This is a genomic window from Bacillus sp. BS98 (assembly GCF_008432245.1).
In the GTDB taxonomy this organism is placed as follows: domain Bacteria; phylum Bacillota; class Bacilli; order Bacillales; family Bacillaceae_G; genus Bacillus_A; species Bacillus_A toyonensis.
In genome coordinates this window covers 315,001-335,201 of sequence record NZ_CP043830.1, presented here as the reverse complement: position 1 = coordinate 335,201, position 20,201 = coordinate 315,001, and the positions used below count along the sequence as shown (strand labels likewise).

At 38.9% G+C, this 20,201-nt stretch carries 18 protein-coding genes, 2 rRNA genes and 1 riboswitch (1 of these 21 running past the window's edge); of the genes, 4 read left to right on the top strand and 16 right to left on the bottom strand.

The features are described from left to right. Window position 1: 1 nt before the first annotated feature. Window positions 2-2,251: a DNA helicase PcrA gene (gene pcrA, locus F0362_RS01830; protein ID WP_001149618.1), complete on the bottom strand. Its 2,250-nt coding sequence runs from the start codon at window positions 2,249-2,251 to the stop codon at window positions 2-4. Continuing rightward, a complete protein-coding gene (locus F0362_RS01825) occupies window positions 2,252-2,941 on the bottom strand; it encodes a heptaprenylglyceryl phosphate synthase (RefSeq protein ID WP_000272083.1) in 690 nt (229 codons plus the stop codon). A gap of 306 nt (window positions 2,942-3,247) precedes the next feature. Here F0362_RS01825 and F0362_RS01820 point away from each other — a divergent pair, with 306 nt between their 5' ends. From F0362_RS01820 to F0362_RS01810, 3 genes are all read left to right on the top strand, one after another. Continuing rightward, window positions 3,248-3,625 (top strand): YgaP family membrane protein, encoded by a 378-nt coding sequence (locus F0362_RS01820; RefSeq protein WP_000812337.1) that lies wholly within the window; start codon window positions 3,248-3,250, stop codon window positions 3,623-3,625. Between the two features lie 218 nt (window positions 3,626-3,843). Next, window positions 3,844-4,689, top strand: coding sequence for an SPFH domain-containing protein (locus tag F0362_RS01815; RefSeq protein ID WP_000660691.1), 846 nt, complete (start codon window positions 3,844-3,846; stop codon window positions 4,687-4,689). A gap of 16 nt (window positions 4,690-4,705) precedes the next feature. After that, entirely contained in the window at window positions 4,706-4,870 is a 165-nt protein-coding gene (locus F0362_RS01810) for a type II toxin-antitoxin system antitoxin (protein WP_001085171.1), read from the top strand. A 36-nt stretch (window positions 4,871-4,906) separates the two neighbouring features. On the opposite strand, the gene purD is transcribed toward F0362_RS01810, so the two are convergent. The 12 genes from purD to purE all read right to left on the bottom strand — a co-directional run bounded on the left by purD (window position 4,907) and on the right by purE (window position 17,966). Then, the gene (purD, locus tag F0362_RS01805) at window positions 4,907-6,178 is read right to left on the bottom strand and encodes a phosphoribosylamine--glycine ligase (RefSeq protein WP_001101935.1); all 1,272 of its coding nucleotides are present in this window, start codon (window positions 6,176-6,178) and stop codon (window positions 4,907-4,909) included. Window positions 6,179-6,401: 223 nt separating this feature from the next. Further along, window positions 6,402-7,937 carry a bifunctional phosphoribosylaminoimidazolecarboxamide formyltransferase/IMP cyclohydrolase gene (purH, locus tag F0362_RS01800; protein WP_000745414.1) on the bottom strand — a complete coding sequence of 512 codons (1,536 nt, stop codon included), beginning with the start codon at window positions 7,935-7,937 and terminating at the stop codon, window positions 6,402-6,404. 24 nt (window positions 7,938-7,961) lie between these two features. Beyond that, complete coding sequence (gene purN / locus F0362_RS01795) at window positions 7,962-8,549, bottom strand: phosphoribosylglycinamide formyltransferase (RefSeq protein WP_000088570.1); 588 nt, start codon at window positions 8,547-8,549, stop codon at window positions 7,962-7,964. Then, window positions 8,546-9,586: a phosphoribosylformylglycinamidine cyclo-ligase gene (purM, locus tag F0362_RS01790; RefSeq protein WP_097927524.1), complete on the bottom strand. Its 1,041-nt coding sequence runs from the start codon at window positions 9,584-9,586 to the stop codon at window positions 8,546-8,548. Before purM ends, purN begins: the two co-directional genes overlap by 4 nt. A 104-nt stretch (window positions 9,587-9,690) precedes the next feature. Continuing rightward, window positions 9,691-11,106 (bottom strand): amidophosphoribosyltransferase, encoded by a 1,416-nt coding sequence (purF, locus tag F0362_RS01785; RefSeq protein ID WP_000879031.1) that lies wholly within the window; start codon window positions 11,104-11,106, stop codon window positions 9,691-9,693. Continuing rightward, the gene (purL, locus tag F0362_RS01780; RefSeq protein ID WP_000055552.1) at window positions 11,091-13,310 is read right to left on the bottom strand and encodes a phosphoribosylformylglycinamidine synthase II; all 2,220 of its coding nucleotides are present in this window, start codon (window positions 13,308-13,310) and stop codon (window positions 11,091-11,093) included. The genes purF and purL overlap by 16 nt, the downstream gene beginning before the upstream one ends. Continuing rightward, window positions 13,294-13,977, bottom strand: coding sequence for a phosphoribosylformylglycinamidine synthase subunit PurQ (gene purQ, locus F0362_RS01775; RefSeq protein WP_000666769.1), 684 nt, complete (start codon window positions 13,975-13,977; stop codon window positions 13,294-13,296). Before purQ ends, purL begins: the two co-directional genes overlap by 17 nt. Further along, a complete protein-coding gene (purS, locus tag F0362_RS01770; protein ID WP_000278820.1) occupies window positions 13,974-14,228 on the bottom strand; it encodes a phosphoribosylformylglycinamidine synthase subunit PurS in 255 nt (84 codons plus the stop codon). Before purS ends, purQ begins: the two co-directional genes overlap by 4 nt. Beyond that, the gene (purC, locus tag F0362_RS01765) at window positions 14,221-14,940 is read right to left on the bottom strand and encodes a phosphoribosylaminoimidazolesuccinocarboxamide synthase (RefSeq protein ID WP_061529454.1); all 720 of its coding nucleotides are present in this window, start codon (window positions 14,938-14,940) and stop codon (window positions 14,221-14,223) included. Before purC ends, purS begins: the two co-directional genes overlap by 8 nt. 88 nt (window positions 14,941-15,028) lie before the next feature. Continuing rightward, the gene (gene purB, locus F0362_RS01760; RefSeq protein ID WP_000610752.1) at window positions 15,029-16,336 is read right to left on the bottom strand and encodes an adenylosuccinate lyase; all 1,308 of its coding nucleotides are present in this window, start codon (window positions 16,334-16,336) and stop codon (window positions 15,029-15,031) included. Beyond that, window positions 16,333-17,484 carry a 5-(carboxyamino)imidazole ribonucleotide synthase gene (gene purK, locus F0362_RS01755; protein WP_000196786.1) on the bottom strand — a complete coding sequence of 384 codons (1,152 nt, stop codon included), beginning with the start codon at window positions 17,482-17,484 and terminating at the stop codon, window positions 16,333-16,335. Before purK ends, purB begins: the two co-directional genes overlap by 4 nt. Then, window positions 17,481-17,966 carry a 5-(carboxyamino)imidazole ribonucleotide mutase gene (gene purE / locus F0362_RS01750; RefSeq protein ID WP_000839361.1) on the bottom strand — a complete coding sequence of 162 codons (486 nt, stop codon included), beginning with the start codon at window positions 17,964-17,966 and terminating at the stop codon, window positions 17,481-17,483. Before purE ends, purK begins: the two co-directional genes overlap by 4 nt. Window positions 17,967-18,076: 110 nt before the next feature. Continuing rightward, window positions 18,077-18,178, bottom strand: a riboswitch (purine riboswitch). 299 nt (window positions 18,179-18,477) lie between these two features. Here purE and F0362_RS30775 point away from each other — a divergent pair. Further along, window positions 18,478-18,744: a hypothetical protein gene (locus F0362_RS30775; protein WP_000927496.1), complete on the top strand. Its 267-nt coding sequence runs from the start codon at window positions 18,478-18,480 to the stop codon at window positions 18,742-18,744. A 45-nt stretch (window positions 18,745-18,789) separates the two neighbouring features. On the opposite strand, the gene rrf is transcribed toward F0362_RS30775, so the two are convergent. Then, window positions 18,790-18,905 (bottom strand): 5S ribosomal RNA (gene rrf / locus F0362_RS01740). 49 nt (window positions 18,906-18,954) lie between these two features. Further along, a 23S ribosomal RNA gene (locus tag F0362_RS01735) occupies window positions 18,955-20,201 on the bottom strand; it runs 1,675 nt beyond the window's last position.

Genomic DNA, 20,201 nt, shown 5'->3' with positions numbered 1-20,201 from the left:
CCTATTGTTTCGTCACAGGTGCAAATTTTGCTAATAAACGTTTAACACCAATCGGGCTTGGGAACGCGATATCTAATTCTTTTGAATCACCTTCGCCTTTTACACTTACAACTGTACCGACTCCCCATTTTTGGTGGGAAGCTTTATCGCCTACTGCCCAGCCAATTTGCTCGCCGCCTGTTGTCTTAACAGCCGGACGTACGAAAGCTGAACGAGAGCGTGTTGTTGTTGCCGCAGCTCCTGTCGTTCTTCCTTTTGCACTAAACGAAGTTTCACGCTTCGGCGCTGTTTCATTTAATGGTTCCACCAACTCTGCCGGGATTTCTGTAATAAATCGAGATGCTGCATTCATACTTGTCCTACCAAATAAAGTACGCATTTGCGCATTCGATAAGTATAATTCTTCTTCTGCACGAGTAATACCTACATAAGCAAGGCGACGCTCTTCTTGCATTTCATCTTCTTCCATAAGAGAACGCGTATGCGGGAATATTCCTTCCTCTAAACCAACGATAAAGACTACAGGGAACTCTAGCCCTTTTGCTGAGTGCATCGTCATTAAAATAACTTCTTCACCAGCAGTTGGATCTTCATCTACACGATCAATATCCGCGACAAGAGCTAAGTCTGTTAGGAATGCAACAAGGCTCTTATCTTCACTTTGAGATTCGAACGTTTGCGTAACAGATAAAAACTCATCTAAGTTTTCTAAACGGCCTTCTGCTTCTAAAGAACGCTCATTTTTCAACATCTCGCGATATCCTGTTTTTTCAATGACTTCTTCTACTAATTCTGTAACAGATAAGTACTCTTGCATATTTACCCAGTTGTGTAGTAAACTTGCGAATTCTTTTACTGCCTTTGTAATTTTTGCACTTACACCAACATGCTCAATTTCATCAAATACAGCCGTTAATGAAATTCCGTTTTGCACACCGTAATTAATAATTTTATCGATAGAAGTCGCACCAATCCCGCGCTTCGGCATGTTAATAATACGTGCGAAACTAATCTCATCATCAGGATTCCCAATTAAACGTAAGTACGCCAAAATGTCTTTAATTTCTTTACGGTCGTAGAACTTCGTACCGCCGACAATTTTATAAGGGATATTAGATTTCAGGAAAATCTCCTCAACCATACGAGACTGAGCATTCGTACGATATAATACTGCAAAGTCAGTATATTTTCGGTTACCCATTTGAATATCATCACGAATTTTTTTCGCAACAAAATACGCTTCGTCCTTTTCAGTTGCAGCACGATAATACGAAATTTTGCTCCCAACTTGGTTGTCTGTCCATAATTTTTTCGGTTTACGATTCGTATTTTTTTCAATAACAGCATTGGCTGCATTTAAAATATTTTGTGACGAGCGATAGTTTTGTTCTAACAGAATAACTTGCGCATTCTCATAGTCTTTTTCGAATGACAAAATGTTAGAAATATCCGCACCACGCCAACGATAAATAGACTGATCTGAGTCACCCACAACACAAAGGTTTTTAAAACGTGTTGCTAAATGTTTAACAAGAAGGTACTGTGCTTTGTTCGTATCTTGATACTCATCCACGTGAATATATTGGAACTTGCGCTGATAAAACTCTAGTACTTCTGGAACACGTTCAAATAGCTGAATCGTTGTCATAATTAAATCATCAAAGTCTAATGAGTTATTTTTCAAAAGACGTTTTTGATATTCTGTATATACATCGCTCGTTAATTTTTCATATGGATCAGCGATTGTAATTTTTTTTGCATATTTATCTGCAGATAACAGTTCATTTTTCGCATTACTAATGCCGGCTAAAATAGAGCGCGGCTCAAATTTCTTCGGATCAATATTACGCTCTTTCATAATTTTTTTGACTACAGTTAACTGATCGCCTGAATCTAAGATTGTAAAGTTACGATTAATACCAATACGATCGATATCACGTCGTAAAATACGTACACACATAGAGTGGAACGTAGAAATCCAAATATCTTCTGCTTCTGGTCCGACAAGTGTATCAATACGCTCGCGCATTTCACGAGCAGCCTTATTTGTAAAGGTAATAGCTAGTACATTCCATGGCGCTACACCTTTTTCACCAAGTAAATATGCAATACGATGTGTTAACACACGTGTTTTACCACTACCCGCTCCCGCCATTAATAGTAGCGGTCCATTCGTTGTTTGCACTGCTTTTTGTTGCTGTGGATTTAAACCATTTAATAACTTATCCGTCATACTCATATACGCCTGCACCTACTCTCCTTTTACTGCTTTAACTGTTTTTAACGCCGATTTTATATCATCATAAATAACATTTCCAACAACTACTGTATCGGCATACTGCGCTACTTCTTTCGCTTGTTCTGCATTAGAAATGCCACCGCCATAATATAAATTAGCTTGTTTCAATTCTGCTTTTACATTTTTAACAAGTTCAATATCTCCATACGTACCGCTATATTCTAAATAGAATATCGGTAAATGTAATAGCTTGTCTGCTAAACGCGCGTATGCAATAACGTCATCTTCTGTTAAATCACATTTTGCATCTGTAAGCTGGGCTACTTTCGCTTCAGGATTTAAAACACAATACCCTTCCATGAAAATTTCGTCCCAGTCCATAATATCCCCAAATTCTTTCAATGCCTCGTGATGAACACCTGTTACCCATTCTACTTTTCGGCTATTTAATACGCTTGGGATGTAATAAAAATCAAAGCCTGGTGTGATTGCTTCCACATCAGAAACCTCTAACACGCAAGGAACTGCATATCTACGAATGCTAACTAGCATGTGTAATACGTTATCAATTGTAACTCCATCACTTCCGCCTACAATAACAGCATCGGTTCCAGACTCACAAATCATTTCTAAATGTTCATCGCTTAACTCCTTATTTGGATCAAGCTTAAATACATGTTTCCATCCGGAAATATCGTACATGAAAACACCCTTTCTTTTCTCTAGTTATATCTATGTCTGTTCAAAATAACAGTTAATTTGCATCAGGATTTTTTAAAATTCCTTTTAAATCTCCTCTTCCCTATTTGTTCAAAAAGAGGATCTAGTTTTAAACTTCTTTTTGTGCATTCTTTCATTATAACAAAAAAAGCTACTTACACACACGCCCATTCCAACATCTTTTTTAACGTCAAATGTTGGATTACATATCACAAAAATCACATGGAATACTAATAAAAGAAATAGTATTTGCTATTTCGAAGTTCATCAAAAAGGAGTGTTTTTCAAATGAAGCAAAACATCGGTACAATAAACGCTCTAATTCGAATTACACTCGGACTTATCCTCTTCGGTTGTAGTACAGCGAAACTCGTACGCAAACCGTGGTGCACTTGGTCTAAAGTTTTACTATGGATTGGTGCCATGAAAATTGCAGAGGGGATTGTTCGTTTCTGCCCTATTGCTGAAGTATGTAAATTTGGAAAATACATGAGTATGGGCGCATTTAAAATGCCTAGCATGAATTTTACTGAAAAAGGACATGCTAAAGAAGAAGTGAATCAAACTTCTACCCATGACAAACCAAAGTCAAATGGAAGTTACGACTCTTCTGACAAAGAGATTGAGTCAGCGATTGAAGAAATAATCCTGGCCAAACCGCTTTGAATCATTTGTCACGATGCAAGATGCTCTCAAAGGGACTTAGCTGCTGCAGTGGGCGGTTAAGTCCTCTTTATTTTACCACAAAACAGAACATACATTCTTTTTTCATCCCTAACACGTACATAAAAGATACCAAATAAAAAAATTCAGAAAATTAGGTGTGAACCCCTTGCTTAAAATGATATAAAAATGATATCATTTTTATATCAGGAGGCGATCATATGAAAGAAAAACAAGTATTTTATGTAAATGGGTTTCTGGGTGTTATTGGAATTTTAGTTTTAGCCGCTATCGGTGTATTTTGCCTTGTACAAGAAATGTTTGTAATAGCTATTTTAGCTCTCATATTAGCATCTGTTTTGGCTACAGGCATCGGTATCGTTCAACCGAATCAAGCGAAAGTTATTACGTTCTTCGGTAATTATTTAGGAACAATTCGTCAAAACGGTTTATTTTTAACAATTCCATTTGCATTCCGTCAAACTGTATCTTTACGTGTTGAAAACTTTAATAGTAAGAAATTAAAAGTAAATGATATTGAAGGAAATCCAATTGAAATTGCAGCTGTTATCGTATATAAAGTGGTTGATTCTGCAAAAGCAATGTTTGGTGTTGAGCATTACGATCGATTCGTAGAAATCCAAAGTGAAACAGCAATCCGCCACGTTGCAACAAAATATCCTTACGATAATTTCCAAGATGAAACTTGTATTACGTTACGTGGAAATACTGAGGAAATTTCAGAAGAGCTAAAACGCGAATTAGAAGCGCGTCTTGAAATCGCTGGTGTAGAAGTATTAGAAACTCGTTTAACGCATTTAGCTTACGCAACAGAAATTGCCCATGCAATGCTACAACGTCAACAAGCAAAAGCAGTGTTGGCTGCTAGAAAAGAGATTGTTGAAGGTGCTGTGAAGATGGCCAAAGATTCAATCCATATGTTAGATGAAGAAGGCGTACTGGAACTCGATGACGAGCGTAAAGCAAATATGGTAAATAACTTATTGGTTGCCATCGTTTCAGATAAAGGTGCGCAACCAGTTATTAATACAGGAAGCCTATATTAATAGGTTGTAAATAATAATGGCTAAAAAGAAAAGCTTTCCATTACGTATTGATCCTGAATTACACGCAGTCATCGAAAAATGGGCGAATGATGAGTTTCGTAGCGTCAATGCACACATCGAGTATTTACTTCGAGAAATGGCAAAGCAAAAAGGAAAATTGAAAAAAGATAAAGATGCATAAAAATCCCGCTGATTTCTCAGCGGGATTTTTTATACATTAACTTCTCGTCATCTCATGCCCAATTGCACGATATCCTATATCACTTCGATAAAATAGACCATCACTCTCAATTTTACCGATTTCTTTATATACTTTATCTTTTGCTTCTTGTAAACTATTCGCCTTGCAAGCAACAAATAATACACGGCCACCATTTGTTACAAAATCACCGTGTTTCATTACTGTCCCCGCATGGAAAACAATCACATCTTGCAATGTATCTAATCCGTTAATAACTTCACCTTTTTTATACGCTTCTGGATATCCTTTAGAAGCAAGTACAACACCGATAACAGCATCTTCTGACCATTGTAAAGTTAGTTCACTTTCATCTAACACAGCGTTGCATACATCAACTAAATCATTCTCTAAGCGAGGTAATACAACTTCCGTTTCAGGATCACCAAAGCGAGCATTAAATTCAATTACCTTTGGACCATCATTTGTTAAAATAAGCCCTGCATATAAAATACCTGTAAACGAACGATTTTCTTGGATCATCGCTTTAGCAGTTGGGTGTAATACTGTTTCAATCGCCTCTTGAACTGCTGATTCTGGAATTTGTGGTACTGGAGAATATGCGCCCATTCCACCTGTATTAGGACCCTTATCGCCATCAAAAGCTCGTTTATGGTCTTGAGCAATTACCATCGGATGTACAGTTGTTCCATTTACAAATGCCATCAATGAAAATTCTTGTCCATCTAAAAACTCTTCAATAACGACCTTCTTACTTGCCACGCCGAATTTCACATCTTGTAGCATTTCTTTCACAGCTTGTAATGCCTCTTCAAGCGTCATTGCTACCGTTACACCTTTACCAGCAGCTAATCCATCAGCTTTAACAACAATTGGCGCACCAACTTTTTGAATGTACTTTACTGCTTCATCATAGTCTGTAAAAGTTTCGTATGCAGCAGTTGGTATATTATACTTTTTCATCAACTCTTTCGTAAAAGCTTTACTGCCTTCAATAACAGCAGCCGCTTTATTCGGACCAAATACGCGAAGTCCTTCTTCTTTAAAACGATCAACAATTCCATTCATAAGCGGAATTTCTGGCCCAACGAAAGTTAATTCAACATTATTCTCTTTGGCAAATAAAACTAATGCATCAAAATCATTTTCATCAATATCAACTGGTATTGCAACATCTCGCATACCTTCATTACCTGGTGCTACATACACCTTCTCCACCTTTTCAGATTGTGCAAACTTCCAAGCTAAAGCATGCTCACGCCCACCGCGGCCAATTACTAAAACATTCATATTTCATCCCCCAATAATTAAATAGGTACAAACTAGAAGCTATGCTCCTAGTTTGCTTTTTCATATCAATAGAAGTTTAAAAGGGAGGATCGAGAGAACCGAGCAGGTCGAGGCGCATTTTCCAAGAGGATACGGAGTATAGTTTTCCTACATGAGTACCGCACTGGCATTGCAACGACGACATGCGAAGATTATCTCGACCGGACCTTTTAGACATCCTCTATTAGTGTTTGAAATGACGTACGCCAGTGAACACCATCGTAATCCCATACTTATCTGCCACTTTAATAGAATCCTCATCACGAATTGATCCACCTGGTTGGATAATTGCTGTAATACCAGCTTTTGCTGCTTCTTCTACTGTATCTGGCATTGGGAAGAAAGCATCAGATGCAAGTGCGCTACCTTGTGCTTTTTCGCCAGCTTGTGTAATTGCAATTTTTGCAGAGCCTACACGGTTCATCTGTCCCGCGCCTACACCAACCGTCATGTTATCATTCGCTAAAACAATTGCATTTGATTTCACATGTTTTACAACTTTCCAAGCTAGTTTTAAATCTTTCCACTCTTGCTCTGATGGTTCACGTTTCGTTGGAATTGAAATTGTGTTCTCATCTAATGATAACGTATCTTCCTCTTGAACAAGAAGACCACCTTGTACAGAAGTTAGTTTTTTGCTTGCACTTGTCGCTTTTTCAATATTTACAGTTAGTAAGCGTAAGTTCTTCTTGCTTTGCAACACTTCTAAAGCTTCTTGCGAGAACGAAGGAGCGATAACAATTTCTAAGAAAATTTCGTGTAACTTTTCTGCTGTAGCTTTATCAATTTCACGATTTGCTGCAATAATACCGCCGAAGATTGATACTGGATCCGCTTCATAAGCACGAGTATATGCCTCGTGAATATCAGTTCCTACTCCAACGCCACATGGATTCATATGTTTTACCGCTACTACTGCTGGTTCTGTAAATTCTTTTACGATGCTAAGCGCTGCGTCTGCATCATTAATATTGTTATAAGATAATTCCTTACCATGTAATTGTTCTGCATATGCAACAGAAGAAGTTGCAGCAAATGGTGCTTTATAGAAAGTAGCCTTTTGATGTGGGTTCTCTCCATAACGTAAGTCTTGCTTTTTCTCAAACGTCACAGTTAACGTTTCTGGACTTTCTTCACCCATTTGTTCTGTTAAGTAGTTAGAAATTAACGCATCATATGCCGCTGTATGACGGAATACTTTCGCTGCTAATTTACGTTTCGTCTCTTCTTTTACTTCGCCGTTCTCTTTCAGTTCTGCTAATACAACATCATAATCTACTGGATCTACGATTACCGATACAAATTTATGATTTTTCGCAGCAGAGCGAATCATTGTTGGGCCACCAATATCAATATTTTCAATTGCATCAGCAAATGTTACATCAGGCTTAGCGATTGTTTCTTTAAATGGGTATAAGTTAACAACAACAAAGTCAATTGGTTGAATGCCTAATTCATTCATTTGCGCTACATGTGTTTCATTATCACGAACTGCTAATAGACCACCATGAATATTTGGATGTAATGTTTTTACACGGCCATCCATAATTTCTGGGAAACCAGTTACTTCAGAAATACCGATTACTTGTAAACCATTTTCTTCTAGTAATTTTTTCGTACCACCTGTTGAAATAACTTCAATCCCTTGTTCTAGTAAACCTTTAACAAATTCTACTACTCCTGTTTTATCTGAAACACTTACTAATGCACGCTTTTTCATTTATCCTTCACCCCTGGTTGTATGTTAGTTAACAGTTGGTTCTTTCACAGACTGAACAATTTGATTCACTGTATTTACGTATAATTTATGTTCAACTTGTTGAATTTTCTTTTGTAAGCTTTCTCTCGTATCACCTTCAGAAACAACTACTGCTTCTTGCGCAATAATTGGACCTGTATCCATACCTGCATCTACATAATGAATTGTTACTCCAGTTACTTTCACACCTGCTTCTAACGCTTGACCGACAGCATCTTTCCCTGGGAAACTCGGTAGTAGTGATGGATGAATGTTAATAATCTTCCCGCCATATGCTTCTAGTAAAGTTGGCCCAATTAAACGCATATATCCAGCTAAAATAACATAATCAATTTCATACTCTTCTAGCTTCTTTAATATTTCTTTTTCAAATGCTTCTTTTGACTCATATGCTTTCGCTGAAAAAGCGAAACATGGGATATGATGATAATGTGCCCGTCCAATAACGCGTGCTTCTGGTTTATCACATACTAATAAACTAATATCTGCATCCAATCTCTTTTCTTCTACCGCATTAACGAGAGATTGAAAGTTAGATCCGCTTCCAGAAGCAAAAACTGCTAATCTACTCATAGTGCTGTGCCCCCATTGAAGATAACGCCATCCCCTTGTACAGTACGACCAATAATACGAGCTGTTTCTCCTTGCTCTTCAAGAAGACGAACAATATCTTTTGCATCTTCTTCCCTTACCGCTACTACCATACCAATACCCATGTTAAAAATATTGAACATTTCTTTCTCTTCTAGTTTCCCAACTTCTTGAAGCAAATTGAAAATCGGCTGAATTTCCCAAGATCCAAGTTCAATCTCAGCACCAATTCCTTCTGGCAACATACGTGGAATATTTTCAATGAATCCACCACCTGTAATATGAGCCATACCGTACACTTCATGTTTTTTCAATAGTTCTAAAATAGGTTTGACATAAATTTTCGTTGGTTTTAATAACTCCTCACCAAGAGGTAGTTCTAAGCGTCCATAAATGCGATCTAAAGATAGTTCTCCATCTTCTAGTAACACTTTTCGTACTAAAGAGTAACCATTACTATGAATACCGCTAGATGCTAAGCCAATTAATACATGACCAGCTTCAATCTTTTCACCTGTTACAATTTTCTTTTTATCAACAATCCCAACTGTAAAACCAGCTAAATCGTATTCTTCCGTAGAATACATTCCTGGCATTTCAGCTGTTTCCCCACCAATTAATGCACAACCAGCTTGGCGACAGCCCTCTGATATACCTTTGACGATGTTTTCAATTTTACTAGGTTCAGCTTTACCACAAGCAATATAATCAAGGAAGAAAAGCGGCTCTGCCCCTTGGACAACAATATCATTTACACACATCGCTACTGCATCAATACCAATTGTGTCATGTTTATCTGCCATAAAAGCGAGCATCAATTTTGTTCCCACGCCATCTGTTCCAGATACTAATACAGGTTCTTCTAATGCAAATTTTGATAGATCAAACATACCTCCAAAACCGCCTAAACCGCCTAGTACTTCTTTTCTCATTGTTGTTTGTACGTGTTTTTTCATGCGAGATACCGCTTCATATCCAGCTTCAATATCTACTCCTGCTTGCTTATATGCATTCGCCATCGTTATTTACACCTCGTCTTTTAATTTCTCCCCATCCAGGGCGGCCGTTTTTAAGAAAGAAGCTAGCTTCTACATCAAAAGAAGTAGAAGCTTTTTTCACTTTCTTATTTCATACTTTCTAAAAGCTCTTGCTCATAATCATAAAGAGCTGTTGGATAGTCTCCATTGAAGTAAGCCATACATAGGCCGCCATATTTCCCTTCATATGGACGTCCAATTGCATCTACTAATCCATCTTCACTTAAAAATGTTAAAGAATCCGCTCCGATCATTTCACGGATTTCTTCTACTGTATTATTTGCTGCAATTAATTCTTTTCTCGTTTGAATATCAATACCATAGAAACATGGATATTTTAGAGGCGGTGAAGCAATTCTTACATGAACCTCTGTCGCTCCAGCTTCACGAAGCATACGAACAATTCGTTTGCTTGTCGTTCCTCTTACGATAGAGTCGTCAATCATAACAACTCGTTTCCCCTCAACTACACCTCTTACTGCGGAAAGCTTCATCTTTACCCCTTGCTCTCGCAGTTCTTGAGAAGGTTGAATAAACGTACGTCCAACGTAACGATTTTTAATTAATCCTAACTCATATGGAATACCTGTCGCCTCAGCATAACCGATCGCAGCTGAAATACTAGAATCTGGTACACCAGTAACAACATCAGCTTCAATAGGAGCTTCTGCCGCTAAACGTTTCCCCATGTTTTTACGTGCTGCGTGGACATTAATACCAGCGATATTAGAATCCGGACGCGCAAAGTAAATGTACTCCATACTACAAATTGCATGATCTACTTCATTTGTAAAACGATCTACGTGAATTCCTTCATCATTGATGATAAGTAATTCACCCGGTTCTACATCACGAATGTATGTTGCACCTACTACATCGAAAGCACATGTTTCTGATGCTACAACGTAAGCATCACCCATCTTTCCAATTGAAAGAGGACGGAACCCATTCGGATCTAGCGCAACAATCATTTCATTCCCAGTTAGTAAAAGGTATGCAAACGCACCTTTCACTTTATTTAGTGCCTCTTTTACACTTTCAATTAAAGAATCTTTCGTACTACGCTTAATAAGATGTAAAAGTACTTCTGTATCTGAACTCGTTTGAAAAATACTTCCCTCTGCCTCTAATTCGCGGCGAAGCATTTTTGCATTAATTAAATTTCCGTTATGAGCTAATGCCATACTATGATCAGAAAAACGGAATAATAATGGTTGAACGTTAGCTACTTCACTTCCACCAGCCGTCGCGTATCGTACGTGTCCGATTGCTGATTTTCCGTTCAATCCTTCTAGCTCACCTCTTGAGAACACTTCCGATATTAAACCTAATCCCTTGTGACCGACGATTTTTTCCCCATTATTTACAACAATGCCTGCGCCCTCTTGCCCACGGTGCTGCAAACTGTGCAATCCGTAGTACGAAACTTGTGCCGCATTTTCATGCCCCCAAATTCCAAAGACGCCACATTCTTCATTTAACCCCTTTATTTCAGCAAGCATGGGATTGCCCCTTTCCAAGCCTGTCTCATTTCATCTACATTTGCTGTAAGTAATACTTCATTTTCTTCATTATGAATTGTTACCTCATTTGTATCTGTCACTGCTCCAACTTGAATTGCTTCGACGACTTTCTCGAACGCTTCTTTGTTTTCACGTTTTACAGTTAGAACGAAGCGAGATTGTGATTCCGCAAATAATACCGCCGTTGCTTCACCGTCTAATTTCACAGTAGCACCTAAACCGTTAGCACCAATTGCACTTTCAGAAATTGCAACTGCTAAACCACCTTCAGCAACATCATGTGCCGATTGAACAAGGCCAGCTTGAATTGCTTCTAATACTTGTTTTTGGCGTTTTAATTCTACATCTAGATCGATACTTGGTGATTGGCCGAAAATTTTGCCGTGGACCATTTTCTGTAATTCACTTCCACCAAATTCAGCTTTCGTCTCTCCAATTACGTACACTAAATCGCCAGCTTGCTTAAATTCTTGTGTTGTTACATGTTTTAAATCATGGACAAGACCAACCATCCCAACAGTCGGTGTTGGATATACCGCTTCACCACTACGCTCGTTATACATCGATACGTTTCCGCCAATAACTGGCGTTTGTAATGTGCGACAAGCTTCACTCATACCATCTACCGATTTCTCAATTTGCCAGAAGATTTCCGGTTTTTCTGGGTTACCAAAGTTTAAGCAATCTGTAATTGCAAGTGGCTCTCCACCAGAACATACGATATTACGCGCTGCCTCTGCTACTGCAATTTTACCGCCCGTTTCTGGATCTAAGTAAATATAGCGAGAGTTACAATCTGTCGTCATTGCTAATCCTTTTTCTGTACCGCGTACACGTACAACCGCTGCATCTGAACCTGGTGTAACAACTGTGCTTGTGCGTACTTGATAATCATATTGATCATATACCCACTCTTTACTTGCAATTGTCGGTTGTTGTAGTAAAGCGAATAACGTTTCTTTATAATCTTCTACTTGCGGTGTTTCCACTTTCATCTGCTGGAACTCAGCAAAGTATGCTGCTTCTTTTGATGGTTTATGATAAATTGGCGCTTCTTCTGCAAGAGCATCTGCTGGTACTTCAGCTACCATTTCACCTTTATGGAATAAGCGAAGCATTTTGTCTTCCGTTACTTTCCCCATCGTAACTGCTGCAAGACCATACTTCTCAAATAAATCTACTATTTCTTGCTCTCTACCTTTTTTGATAACAATTAACATACGCTCTTGTGATTCAGATAGCATCATTTCATATGGTGTCATTCCCGTTTCACGCTGTGGTACATCATCTAAGTACATTTCAATACCCATACCTGCTTTACTTGCCATTTCTGCAGAAGATGAAGTTAAACCAGCAGCTCCCATATCTTGAATTCCAACAAGTGCATCAGACTGAATAAGTTCTAAACATGCTTCGATAAGAAGTTTCTCCATAAATGGATCTCCTACTTGAACTGCCGGACGTTTCGCTTCTGAGCTTTCAGATAGTTCTTCAGATGCGAATGTTGCACCGTGAATACCGTCACGACCAGTTGATGCTCCTACGTACATTACTGTATTGCCAGCACCGTGTGCTTGCCCTTTTTTAATATCCTCGTGGTTAATTAAACCTACGCACATTGCATTTACAAGTGGATTTCCTTCGTAACATGGATCGAATTGTACTTCGCCACCAACAGTAGGAATACCGATGCAGTTACCGTATCCTGCGATTCCTGCTACTACTTCTTCGAATAAATATTTCACACGTGGTGATTGTAGTTCACCGAAGCGAAGTGAGTTTAATAGAGCTACTGGACGTGCTCCCATAGAGAATACGTCACGGATAATACCACCAACGCCTGTTGCTGCTCCTTGATATGGTTCAATAGCAGAAGGATGGTTATGGCTTTCCATTTTAAATACAACCGCTTGATTATCACCGATATCTACAATTCCAGCGCCTTCTCCAGGGCCTTGCAGGACACGCTCACCTGTTGTTGGGAACTTGCGAAGAACTGGTTTTGAATTTTTATAACTACAATGTTCAGACCACATTACAGAGAATAAACCTGTTTCTGTATAATTCGGCAAACGGCCTAGAATCTTTTCAACCATGGCAAACTCTTCGTCTGTTAGCCCCATTTCCGCATATATACGCTCTTCTTTAATTTGTGTTGGATTTGGTTCAAGCATTAACGACATATGTTTCCCTCCACTGTTTTAAGATAGATTGAAAGACTTTTAACCCTTCAGCACCACCAAGCAATTCATCTACAGCACGCTCTGGGTGTGGCATCATACCAAGTACATTTCCCTTTTCATTTACAATACCAGCAATATCTGAAACGCTACCATTCGGATTTTCTACATAACGGAATGCGATTTGATTATTCTTTTCTAATTGTTTAAGAGTTACTTCATCACAATAGTAATTCCCTTCACCATGTGCAATTGGAATATTGATTACTTCATCTTTTTCATATTGTGATGTAAACATCGTTTCGTTATTTTCAACACGTAACTGAACCGTGCGACACATAAATTTTAAGTTTTCGTTTCTTATTAGTGCTCCTGGTAGTAATCCTGATTCAACAAGAATCTGGAATCCATTACACACTCCTAAAATTGGTTTTCCTTGCTCAGCAGCTTTTTGCACTGCTTTCATTGCGTTAGCAAAGCGAGAAATAGCACCACAACGTAAATAGTCACCGTAAGAGAATCCACCAGGTAGTAAAATTGCATCATATTCATCTAAATTCTCTTTATCGTGCCAAACGTAATCTACTTCTTCACCAAGCTCATCTTTAATTGCATGGAACATATCGACATCACAGTTCGAACCCGGAAATACTATTACGGCAAATTTCACTGTGCGACAACCTCCTCAACTTCATAACGGAAGTCTTCCATTACAACGTTTGCTAATAATTTTTCACACATTTCCTTTACCTTTGCGTCAAGGTCAGATACAGATTTATCAATTGTTAGTTCCATGTACTTTCCGATTCGAACATCCTGTACTTCTGTAAATGAAAGACTATGAAGTGCCCCTTTTACTGCTGTTCCTTGTGGATCTAATACGCTTTCTCTTAACGTTACATATACCTTAACTTTATACATGTGAAATTCCCCCTAAACGTTTTAAAATCTCTTCATAAGCTTCTGTTAAATTTCCAAGATCGCGACGGAATACGTCTTTATCAAACTTTTCATTGCTCGTTTCATCCCATAAACGGCAAGTATCTGGTGAGATCTCATCCGCTAATATGATTTCTCCTTCTTCCGTTACACCAAACTCTAATTTAAAATCTACTAATCTTACACGACAGCTTGCGAAATGCTCAATCAATACTTGATTGATTTGTAGAGCCATATCTCGTAATACGCTTACTTGCTCTGGTGACGCAACATTTAATACACGAATATGATCTTCCGTTACAAGCGGATCTCCTAAATCATCATCTTTGAAGTAAAATTCTACGATTGGTTCTGCAAGTACAGTTCCCTCTTCCATTCCTAATCGCTTTGAAAGGCTTCCTGCAATTACATTTCTTGTGACAACTTCTAAAGGAATAATACTCACTTTTTTTACAAGTTGCTCTGTTTCAGATAACTTCTCAATAAAATGTGTTTTTATTCCTACTTCTTGTAACTTTCTGAACAATAAAGTTGTAATCTCATTGTTCAAACGACCTTTTCCTGTAATCGTCTCTTTTTTCTCCCCATTGAAAGCAGTCGCACTATCTTTGTACTCTACCCAAACCATATCTGCTGATTCTGTACGATAAATTCTTTTTGCCTTACCTTCATACAGCAATTCTAGCTTTTGCATTTCGCAAGCCCCCTGTAGTTTGAAAAATGTGAATAATTTTTTTATAAAGAATGGCACAGAATGACTCTATTCTGTGCCATATAAAATTTTACGCTTCGTTTAATCCTAGGCGTTCAAAGATTGTATCAACATGTTGCATATGATGCTCATAGTTGAAGCATTCGTTAATTTCCTCTTGCGTTAATTTGCTCGTAATACGCTCATCAGCTTCTACAAGCTCTTTAAATTGTACTTGTGTTTCCCAAGCTTCCATCGCTTTAGGCTGTACGATATCATAAGCTTCTTCACGTACCATACCTTTGTCGATTAGTGTAAGCATTACGCGCTGAGAGTAAATTAAGCCGTATGTTCTTGTCATATTGCGTTTCATATTCTCCGGGTATACAGTTAAGTTTTTAACGATATTACCAAAGCGATTTAACATGTAATTTAATGCGATTGTAGCATCTGGTAGAATTACGCGTTCTGCTGAAGAGTGAGAAATGTCGCGCTCATGCCATAATGGAACATTCTCGTAAGCCGTCATCATATAACCGCGGATAACACGAGCTAAACCAGTCATATTTTCAGATCCAATTGGATTACGTTTATGTGGCATTGCAGAAGAACCTTTTTGACCTTTTGCGAAAGCCTCTTCAACTTCACGTGTTTCACTCTTTTGTAAACCACGAATCTCAACTGCCATCTTTTCAATAGATGTTGCGATTAGCGCAAGTGTTGACATGTAATGTGCATGACGATCACGTTGCAATGTTTGTGTTGAAATTGGTGCCGCTTCTAATCCTAAGTTTTCACAAACAAATTTTTCTACGAATGGATCAATGTTCGCGTATGTACCAACTGCACCAGATAATTTACCAACGCGAACTGTATCCGCAGCTTGTTTGAAACGCTCTACGTTACGTTTCATTTCTTCATACCAAAGACCAAGTTTTAAACCAAATGTCGTTGGCTCTGCATGAACACCGTGCGTTCTTCCCATCATAATCGTGTATTTATGCTCTTTCGCTTTGTTAGCTAAAATGCTAACGAAGTTTTCTAAGTCTTTTAACAAGATTTCATTTGCTTGTTTTAAGATGTAAGATAAAGCTGTATCTACTACGTCTGTAGATGTTAAACCGTAATGAACCCATTTGCGTTCTTCACCTAATGTTGGTGTTTCTGATACAGCACGAGTGAAAGCAACTACGTCATGACGTGTTTCTTTTTCAATTTCATAAATACGATCAATATCAAATGATGCATGCTCACGAATTTTTTTAACATCTTCTTTTGGAATATCGCCAAGCTCAGCCCATGCTTCACAAGCTAAAATCTCAACTTCTAACCATGCTTTAAATTTATTCTCTTCCGTCCAAATAGCACCCATTTCAGGGCGTGTATAACGATTAATCATCTTTTTCCCTCCAACAGTTGTTCTTGATGGTCCCAAATATGCAAACTCTTCGCTTTTTCTAGAGCGACTTCAATATTATCATTTAAAATATTAACATGCCCCATTTTTCGCTGCGCTTTTGCTTCTTCTTTTCCATACAAGTGTAAATAGCACCCGGTTAATCTATTCACTTGTCCTAGGACCCCTTCTATATGTTCGCCTAAAATGTTTACCATGACAACTGGTTTTAACAAATTTGTTTCTCCAAGAGGTAAATTACAGATTGCTCGAATATGTTGACCAAATTGACTCGTTTCACATGCATCCTGTGTATAGTGTCCTGAATTGTGAGGTCTTGGTGCTAATTCATTAATGTAAATCTCACCATTAGCTGTAGCAAACATCTCTACCGCTAGTGTTCCCACAAGTTCTAATTCATCCGCAAGTACCTTTGCGTAAGCAATTGCTTTTTGAGAAAGTTCTTCTGTAATGCGAGCTGGAACGATAGATTCATGTAAAATGTTATTCACATGAATATTTTCCGCTACTGGAAACACTTTCGTTTCACCACTTACACTACGAATGACAATAGCTGATACTTCTTTTTCAAAAGGCACCCATTTTTCTAGAATGCATTCTGCTTCATTCGCAAGATTTCGTGCCTTCTCAACATCAGCTTCACTTCTTAAAACAACTTGCCCTTTCCCATCATATCCACCTGTCGTTGTTTTTAAGACGGAAGGATATGATAACTCAGCAATCGCTTTAGTAAGCTGCTCTTGATTTTGAACTAATCTATACGTCGCTACCGGTAACCCGGCTTTTTCAATTGCATTCTTTTCTGTAAAACGATTTTGCGTTTTATTTAACAACTGACTACCTTGTGGTAAGTAAGCATGTTTTTCAAGCCATTGTAAACATCTATAATCAATATTCTCAAATTCATATGTGACAACATCACTTATCTCTGCTAAATGCTGAATTGCTTTTAAATCGTCATATGGTGCAACAATTTCAACATCAGCAACTTGTGCACATGGTGAATGCTTTGTAGGATCTAAAACAGCAATTTTATATCCCATCTCCTTAGCTGCCAATGCCATCATTCTTCCAAGCTGGCCGCCTCCAATAATGCCGATTGTTTTTCCAGGTAAAATGATTCTCGTCATACTAGCTCACTACCTTCACGCACATCTTTTTCAATCGCTTCTCGTCTCAATTCCAATGCATCATGTATATCATCATGGAATGATCCAAGTATTTGTGCAGCAAGTAATCCAGCATTTGTTGAACCAGCTTTACCAATTGCAACAGTTGCAACTGGAACCCCTCCTGGCATTTGGACGATGGATAATAATGAATCTAATCCGTTTAACGCTTTTGATTGAACTGGAACGCCAATTACAGGAAGATTTGTCTTCGCTGCAACCATTCCTGGTAAATGCGCTGCTCCACCAGCTCCAGCAATAATAACTTTCAATCCACGTTCACGAGCCGTCTCTGCATATTCAAACATATAATCCGGAGTCCGATGAGCGGATACAACTTTTTTCTCATACGGTATATTTAATTCATCTAAAATGTCACAAGCAAATTTCATTGTTTCCCAGTCTGACGTACTTCCCATTATGACTCCAACTAGTGATTTCATATTAGAATCCCCCCGATTCAAATAAAAAAAGCCTGAAATAGAACAGTTTCTCTTTTACTATGAGAGAAAGCGCTCTACTCAGGCATACGTATCCCTTGTGAATAGAAAAATACCGAGTGACTTTCCCTCATAGTCTAACGAATAACGGTCGTTAGGTAGAGACTTGCAGGCCATATCCCCGCGATTATATGAGGTCTTATATATTATTGTTTCTATGGCTATATTAACAATATTTTATAAACAATGTCAATAAATAATCGAATGTTTTTTTACTAGTTACCAATAACGTTCGTGTTTTAGTTATATTCAAAAGAAGAATTGCAACTATATGCAAGAAGGAAAGGGAATTAGAATATATATTTCTAGAGATCTATTTTACGTACAATTGTTTATATGGTACTTCAGTACATTTTAATAAAAGTATATAAACTCTTATTCTCTATACATCAATAGAACTTATATTATAGCGATTTAATTTTTAGGGGGAGAATAACCGTGAAAAAAAATAACTATGCTATTATCTTATTTATTTTTCTCTATCGCAGTAATTGCTATAATGATTGAATACTTATTTATATCATCCCATTTTTTCTACTCTCATTTTTTAAAATATATACTTATAATAGAAATAATGTTTCCTGTTCTTAAGTATTATTTTAGGGCAGTCGGAAAATCAGGAACACCAAAAATCATTGCCATTATTTTAAACAGTCTCTATTTCATTCTTTTTTCATTTTTGGCGTTATTAAATTTATGGATTATGACATTTGGTAAATAAAAATAAACACAAAAAAGACGAGTCATTCTGACTCGTCTTAAGCTTGCTTGGCGACGTCCTACTCTCACAGGGACAAGGTCCCAACTACCATCGGCGCTAGAGAGCTTAACTTCCGTGTTCGGTATGGGAACGGGTGTGACCTCTCTGCCATCATCACCAAACTATGAAGGCATATTCCTTCAAAACTAGATAACATTTGCTTCATATTATATGGTTAAGTCCTCGATCTATTAGTATTCGTCAGCTCCACATGTCACCATGCTTCCACCTCGAACCTATCAACCTGATCATCTTTCAGGGATCTTACTAGCTTACGCTATGGGAAATCTCATCTTGAGGGGGGCTTCATGCTTAGATGCTTTCAGCACTTATCCCTTCCGCACATAGCTACCCAGCTATGCCCTTGGCAGAACAACTGGTACACCAGCGGTGCGTCCATCCCGGTCCTCTCGTACTAAGGACAGCTCCTCTCAAATTTCCTACGCCCACGACGGATAGGGACCGAACTGTCTCACGACGTTCTGAACCCAGCTCGCGTACCGCTTTAATGGGCGAACAGCCCAACCCTTGGGACCGACTACAGCCCCAGGATGCGATGAGCCGACATCGAGGTGCCAAACCTCCCCGTCGATGTGGACTCTTGGGGGAGATAAGCCTGTTATCCCCGGGGTAGCTTTTATCCGTTGAGCGATGGCCCTTCCATTCGGAACCACCGGATCACTAAGCCCGACTTTCGTCCCTGCTCGACTTGTAGGTCTCGCAGTCAAGCTCCCTTATGCCTTTGCACTCTACGAATGATTTCCAACCATTCTGAGGGAACCTTTGGGCGCCTCCGTTACACTTTAGGAGGCGACCGCCCCAGTCAAACTGCCCACCTGACACTGTCTCCCGGGTCGATAAGACCCGTAGGTTAGAATTTCAATACAGTCAGGGCGGTATCCCACCAGCGCCTCCACCGAAGCTAGCGCTCCGGTTTCAATGGCTCCCGCCTATCCTGTACAAACTGTACCAAAATTCAATATCAGGCTACAGTAAAGCTCCACGGGGTCTTTCCGTCCTGTCGCGGGTAACCTGCATCTTCACAGGTACTATAATTTCACCGAGTCTCTGGTTGAGACAGTGCCCAAATCGTTACACCTTTCGTGCGGGTCGGAACTTACCCGACAAGGAATTTCGCTACCTTAGGACCGTTATAGTTACGGCCGCCGTTTACTGGGGCTTCAGTTCAGAGCTTCGCTTACGCTAACCCCTCTCCTTAACCTTCCAGCACCGGGCAGGTGTCAGCCCCTATACTTCGCCTTACGGCTTCGCAGAGACCTGTGTTTTTGCTAAACAGTCGCTTGGGCCTATTCACTGCGGCTTTCCGTTAAGAAAGCACCCCTTCTCCCGAAGTTACGGGGTCATTTTGCCGAGTTCCTTAACCAGAGTTCTCTCGCACACCTTAGGATTCTCTCCTC

Bases quoted from the DNA above. Each gene is read 5' to 3' on its own strand.
- purM (WP_097927524.1), bottom strand. From the start codon at position 9,586: ATGGCGAATGCATATAAGCAAGCAGGAGTAGATATTGAAGCTGGATAT.
- purB (WP_000610752.1), bottom strand. From the start codon at position 16,336: ATGATTAATCGTTATACACGCCCTGAAATGGGTGCTATTTGGACGGAA.
- F0362_RS01810 (WP_001085171.1), top strand. From the start codon at position 4,706: ATGGCTAAAAAGAAAAGCTTTCCATTACGTATTGATCCTGAATTACAC.
- F0362_RS01820 (WP_000812337.1), top strand. From the start codon at position 3,248: ATGAAGCAAAACATCGGTACAATAAACGCTCTAATTCGAATTACACTC.
- purE (WP_000839361.1), bottom strand. From the start codon at position 17,966: ATGAAATCACTAGTTGGAGTCATAATGGGAAGTACGTCAGACTGGGAA.
- purL (WP_000055552.1), bottom strand. From the start codon at position 13,310: ATGTCGTTAATGCTTGAACCAAATCCAACACAAATTAAAGAAGAGCGT.
- F0362_RS01815 (WP_000660691.1), top strand. From the start codon at position 3,844: ATGAAAGAAAAACAAGTATTTTATGTAAATGGGTTTCTGGGTGTTATT.
- purD (WP_001101935.1), bottom strand. From the start codon at position 6,178: ATGAATGTTTTAGTAATTGGCCGCGGTGGGCGTGAGCATGCTTTAGCT.
- F0362_RS01825 (WP_000272083.1), bottom strand. From the start codon at position 2,941: ATGTACGATATTTCCGGATGGAAACATGTATTTAAGCTTGATCCAAAT.
- purC (WP_061529454.1), bottom strand. From the start codon at position 14,940: ATGCAAAAGCTAGAATTGCTGTATGAAGGTAAGGCAAAAAGAATTTAT.
- purN (WP_000088570.1), bottom strand. From the start codon at position 8,549: ATGAGTAGATTAGCAGTTTTTGCTTCTGGAAGCGGATCTAACTTTCAA.
- F0362_RS30775 (WP_000927496.1), top strand. From the start codon at position 18,478: ATGCTATTATCTTATTTATTTTTCTCTATCGCAGTAATTGCTATAATG.
- purK (WP_000196786.1), bottom strand. From the start codon at position 17,484: ATGACGAGAATCATTTTACCTGGAAAAACAATCGGCATTATTGGAGGC.
- purH (WP_000745414.1), bottom strand. From the start codon at position 7,937: ATGAAAAAGCGTGCATTAGTAAGTGTTTCAGATAAAACAGGAGTAGTA.
- purS (WP_000278820.1), bottom strand. From the start codon at position 14,228: ATGTATAAAGTTAAGGTATATGTAACGTTAAGAGAAAGCGTATTAGAT.
- purF (WP_000879031.1), bottom strand. From the start codon at position 11,106: ATGCTTGCTGAAATAAAGGGGTTAAATGAAGAATGTGGCGTCTTTGGA.